The 5,032-nt window shown below is 75.8% G+C and carries 4 protein-coding genes; 3 read left to right on the forward strand and 1 reads right to left on the reverse strand.

Going from position 1 to position 5,032, the window contains the following annotated elements; all coding sequences use genetic code 11:
- The 3 genes from EF903_RS28590 to EF903_RS28600 form a co-directional block, all read left to right on the forward strand.
- On the forward strand, positions 1–1,341 hold a 1,341-nt coding region (locus EF903_RS28590; protein ID WP_399421904.1), incomplete at its 5' end, for a carbohydrate ABC transporter permease.
- Complete coding sequence (locus EF903_RS28595) at positions 1,338–2,186, forward strand: carbohydrate ABC transporter permease (protein WP_125547912.1); 849 nt, start codon at positions 1,338–1,340, stop codon at positions 2,184–2,186. The genes EF903_RS28590 and EF903_RS28595, both read left to right, overlap by 4 nt.
- A gap of 63 nt (positions 2,187–2,249) precedes the next feature.
- Positions 2,250–4,541 (forward strand): bifunctional glycosyltransferase family 2 protein/CDP-glycerol:glycerophosphate glycerophosphotransferase, encoded by a 2,292-nt coding sequence (locus EF903_RS28600; RefSeq protein ID WP_125547913.1) that lies wholly within the window; start codon positions 2,250–2,252, stop codon positions 4,539–4,541.
- A gap of 1 nt (position 4,542) precedes the next feature.
- On the opposite strand, the gene EF903_RS28605 is transcribed toward EF903_RS28600, so the two are convergent.
- Positions 4,543–5,032, reverse strand: a 490-nt coding sequence (locus EF903_RS28605; RefSeq protein ID WP_125547914.1) for a TetR-like C-terminal domain-containing protein, incomplete at its 5' end; no start/stop codon positions are given.

Raw genomic sequence — 5,032 nt, forward strand, 5'->3', positions numbered from 1 at the left:
GGACCGCGCGGTGCGCCCGGGGGCCCCGGGCGCACCGCGCGGTCCCGGCAGGACCGGCGCCGGCGCCTGGTCGCGGCGGCGTTCCTCCTGCCGTCGCTGGTGCTGCTCGGCGCGCTCGTCGTGCACCCCATCGGCTACTCGGTGTGGCGCAGCCTCTTCGACCGATCGGGCGAGGTGTTCGTCGGCGGCGGCAACTACGCCGAGCTCCTGCGGGACGACGCCGTCCGCACGGCCGTGGAGAACACGGCGGTGTGGGTGGTGTTGGCGCCGGCCGTGGCGACGGCGCTCGGCCTGGTCTTCGCGGTCCTGACGGAGCGGGTGCGCTGGGGCACCGCGTTCAAGCTGCTGGTCTTCATGCCGATGGCGATCTCGATGCTGGCCGCCGGGATCATCTTCCGGCTGGTCTACGACCACGACCCCGACCGGGGCGTCGCCAACGCGGTGTGGGTCGGGGTGCACGACACGTTCGCCCCGGCCTCGGCGTTCCCGCGGGCCCGCCCCGGCCGCGACTCGCCGCTGGCCCCGGAGGAGGGCGCGGCCGCGGGCGGCTTCGCCACGCGGGATCCGGTACGGGCGGGCACGCCGGTGCTGCTGCCGCTGGTCGGCGTCGCCCCGGACGCCCTGCCCGAGGGGACGCGCCCGGCCCGTCCGGCGCCGGCCGAGCCCGGGAAGGTGACGGGCACGGCCTGGCAGGACTTCACGCGGGGCGGCGGCGGGCGGCCGAACACGGTCGACGCCTCGGAGTCGGGCTTCGCGGGGATGCGCGTGGAGGCGGTCCGCGACGGCCGGGTGGTCGACTCGGCGACGACCCGCGCCGACGGCACGTTCACGCTGTCGGCGAAGGCGGACGGGGCGCTGCTGCGGCTGCCCGCCTCGAACTTCCGCGAGGCGTACGCGGGGGTGGAGTGGCTGGGCCCGGCGCTGGTCACGCCGGCGGTCATCGGGGCGTACGTGTGGATGTGGGCCGGCTTCGCGATGGTGCTGATCGCGGCGGGGCTGGCGGCCGTGCCGCGGGAGCTGCTGGAGGCGGCCCGGGTGGACGGGGCGGGCGAGTGGCAGGTGTTCCGCCGGATCACGGTGCCGCTGCTGGCGCCGGTCCTGGCGGTCGTCCTCGTCACGCTCGTCATCAACGTGATGAAGATCTTCGACCTGGTCTTCGTGATCGCCCCGGGGTCGGTCCAGGACGACGCGAACGTGCTGGCCCTCCAGCTGTACCGGACGTCCTTCGGCACGGACGCCGACGCGGGCCTCGGCAGCGCCATCGCGGTGCTGCTGCTGGTGCTGGTGGTGCCCGTGATGCTCTACAACATCCGCCGGATGCGCCGGGAGGCCCGCCGATGAGCTTCGTGCACGCTGCGGCGTCCAAGGCGGCCGGCGGGGCGGTCCGCGTCTTCCTGGTCCTCGCGGGCCTGTTCTGGCTGCTGCCGACGATCGGCCTGCTGGTGTCCTCGTTCCTGGACGCCGGAGAGCTCGACCGGGGCGGCTGGTGGCGGGCGCTGACCGCTCCGGCCCGCCTGACCACCGCGAACTACGAGCGGCTCCTCGCGGACGAGGCGATCACCGGGTCGCTGCTGAGCACCGTCGCGATCGCGGTCCCGGCGACCCTCCTCGTCCTCGTGCTGGGCTCCTGCGCGGGGTACGCGTTCGCGTGGCTGGAGTTCCCGGGCCGGGACGCGCTGTTCCTCGCCGTCGTCGCCCTGCTGGTGGTGCCGGTGCAGGTGGCGCTGATCCCGGTCTCCGAACTCTTCGGCGCCGTGGGCCTGTTCGAGACCACGGCCGGGGTGGTGCTGTTCCACACCGCCTTCGGGCTGCCGTTCGCGGTGTTCCTGCTGCGGAACTTCTTCGCGCAGATCCCGCGGGAGCTGCTGGAGGCGGCCCGGCTCGACGGGGCGGGCGAACTGCGGCTGTTCGCGCAGGTGGTGCTTCCGCTCGGCGGCCCTGCGATCGCCTCGCTCGGGATCTTCCAGTTCCTGTGGGTGTGGAACGACATGCTGGTCGCGCTGGTCTTCGCGGACTCCGCGAACCCGCCGATCACGGTCGCCCTCCAGCAGCAGGTCCGCCAGTTCGGCAACAACATCGACGTCCTCGCCCCGGGGGCGTTCCTGTCGATGGCCGTCCCGCTGGCCGTGTTCTTCGCGTTCCAGCGGCAGTTCACCACGGGGGTGATGGCCGGAGCCGTGAAGTGACGGCCTCACCCGATCGGGGGGCGCCCCGTAACCCGGTCGCCGCAGCGGGGGTTCCCGGGCCATATGCCCGCGCCGACCCCTGGATGTGCCGTGCCCCGGTTCAGTGTCATCGTGCCCGCGTACGAGGTGCAGGCGTACCTCCAGGAGAGCCTGGAGTCGGTGCTGTCCCAGTCGTACCCGGACTTCGAGCTGATCGCCGTGGACGACGCCTCCCCGGACGGCTGCGGCGAGATCGCCGACGAGTACGCGGCCCGGGACCCGCGGGTCACCGCCGTCCACCTGGCGCACCCGCTGGGCCCGGGCCCGGCCCGCAACGCCGGGCTCGCCCGGGCCCGCGGCGAGTACGTCGTCTTCCTCGACGGCGGCGACGTGCTCGCCCCGGGCGCCCTGCGGGCCGTCGCCGACCGGCTCGACGCCACCGGCTCCCCCGACGTCCTCGTCTACGGCCACGCGCGCACGGACTGGACCGGCGAGGCCGTCCGCAACCGCCCCGACCCCCTGCTGTCCGAGGAGGGCCCGGCGAGCTTCCGGCTCGCCGACCGGCCGGAGCTCCTCGGCCTGCCCAGGGCGGCGTGGAGCAGCACCTGCCGCCGCGAGTACGTCGAGCGCGAGGGCCTGTCCTTTCCTCCGGGCCTGTACGAGGACACGGCCTGGACGTATCCGGCGCTGCTGGCGGCGGAGTCCGTCGCCGTCCTGGACCGGGTCTGCGCGCACCACCGGATCCGGCGCACCGGCTCGCCCGCCGCCGCGCCCGGCCGCAGCCACCTGGACGTCCTCGACCAGTACCAGCGCCTCTTCGGGCACCTCTCGACCCGGCCCGAGCTGGAGCGCTGGCGCCCAGCCGTGCACCGGAGGATGGCCGAGCACCTCCGCGCCGTGTACGCCGACCCCCGCCGCCTCCCGCGCGCCGCCCGCCCGGAGTTCCACCGCCGCGCCTCGGCCCTGCTGCGCAGGCACCGGCCTGCCGGGGAGCCGGCCGGCGCGCCGGCCTCGCCCGCGTGGTCCCGGACCGACCGGCTCCGGCACGCCCTGATGCTCCTGGGGCTGCGCCGCACCCACCGCGCCCTGTCGCTGCTGCGCGCCGCGGCGGAGGCCGCCGGCCGGGCGGGGGCGGTCCTGGGGCGGGGGCTGCGGGAGAGCGCGCTGCGCCTGCACTACCGCATCCAGCGGCTGCTGCCGCTGCACCGGGAGCTGGCGGTGTTCTCCGCGTACTGGCACGGCGGGTACGCCTGCAACCCGGCCGCGATCGAGGCGAAGCTGCGGGAGCTGGCCCCGCGCATGCGGACGGCGTGGATCTGCGATCCGCGGTACGCCTCCACGCTGCCGCCGCAGACGGCCTGGCTGCGGCCGGGCTCGGCGGCGTACTGGTCGGCGCTGGCGCGGGCCGCGTACCTGACGACGAACGTCAACACCGACCGGGCACTGGTCAAGCGGCCGGGCCAGGTCGTCCTCCAGACCCAGCACGGCACCCCGCTGAAGCGGGTCGGCCTGGACCTGCGGGACCGGCCGGCGGCCAGCCCCACGACGGACTTCGCCGGCCTCCTGCGCGGCGCCGACCAGTGGGACTTCCTGCTCTCCGCGAACCGGCACTCCACCCTCGTGTGGCAGCGGGCCGTCCCGTCCTCGTACGAGGTGCTGGAGTACGGCCATCCGCGGAACGACCCCTTCCACGGGGCGACGGGGGCGGACGTCGCCGCGCTGCGCGAGTGCCTCGGGATCGCGCCGGGCACCACGGCCGTGCTGTACGCGCCGACGCACCGCGACTACCGGCGCAGCCGCCCGGACCCCCTCGACTTCGAGCGGGTGCTGCGGGACCTGGGACCGCGGTTCACGCTGCTGGTGCGCGACCACCCCACCTACGCGGACTCGGGCCCGCGGGCGGCGGTCCGGCACCCGCGGCTGCTGGACGTCTCCGCGCACCCGTCGGTCGAGGAGCTGTGCCTGGCCTCGGACGCGCTGGTGACGGACTACTCGTCCCTGATGTTCGACTACGCGGTGCTGGACCGGCCGATCGTGGTCCACGCCGACGACTGGGAGGCGTACGAGGCGGCCCGCGGCACCTACTTCGACCTGCGGGCCTTTCCTCCGGGGGCGATCGCGCGGACCGAGGACGAGCTGGTCGACATCTTCACGACCGGGCACTGGCGGGGCTCCCGCTCGGCCCAGCTGCGGGCGGCGTTCCGGGCGCGCTTCTGCCCGTACGACGACGGGAACGCGGCCGAGCGGGTCGTCCGCCGGGTCTTCCTCGGCCGGCCGGGCCCGGTGCCGGCGGTCGTACCGATGGCTGCGCGCCGCCCGGCCCCGGCGGCCCGGCCGGACGAGCCGGCGGCGCTGTCACCGAGCCCGTGGCCGTAGGTCAGCCGGCCGCGGGGGCCGCCTTCAGGCCCGCGACCACCTGGCGGGCCAGCACGTCGAGTTCGGGGCCGGCGACCGGCTGCCCGATGACCGTCTGGCGCCAGTAGAGCGGCCCGGCCACCAGGTCCAGGGCGGCTGCCGGGTCCACACCGGCGGGCAGTTCGCCGCGCTCCTGCGCCGCCGATACGACGGCCTCGGCCATGCGCCGGCGGCCCTCCAGCAGGGCCCCGCGGACGGCGTCCGCGAGCTCCGGGTGGCGGGCCGCCTCCACGAGCAGGTCGGGGATGACGGCCGAGGCCACGGGGTGGCGCAGGAGGTGCGAGAAGACCTCCAGCAGAGCGCGGACGTCCCCGTGGAGGGAGCCGGTCCAGGGCGGCTGCCGGGTCCACACCGGCGGGCAGTTCGCCGCGCTCCTGCGCCGCCGATACGACGGCCTCGGCCATGCGCCGGCGGCCCTCCAGCAGGGCCCCGCGGACGGCGTCCGCGAGCTC

The organism is Streptomyces sp. WAC05292 (assembly GCF_003949955.1).
In the GTDB taxonomy this organism is placed as follows: domain Bacteria; phylum Actinomycetota; class Actinomycetes; order Streptomycetales; family Streptomycetaceae; genus Streptomyces; species Streptomyces globosus.

Bases quoted from the DNA above. Each gene is read 5' to 3' on its own strand.
- EF903_RS28595 (WP_125547912.1), top strand. From the start codon at position 1,338: ATGAGCTTCGTGCACGCTGCGGCGTCCAAGGCGGCCGGCGGGGCGGTC.
- EF903_RS28600 (WP_125547913.1), top strand. From the start codon at position 2,250: ATGCCCGCGCCGACCCCTGGATGTGCCGTGCCCCGGTTCAGTGTCATC.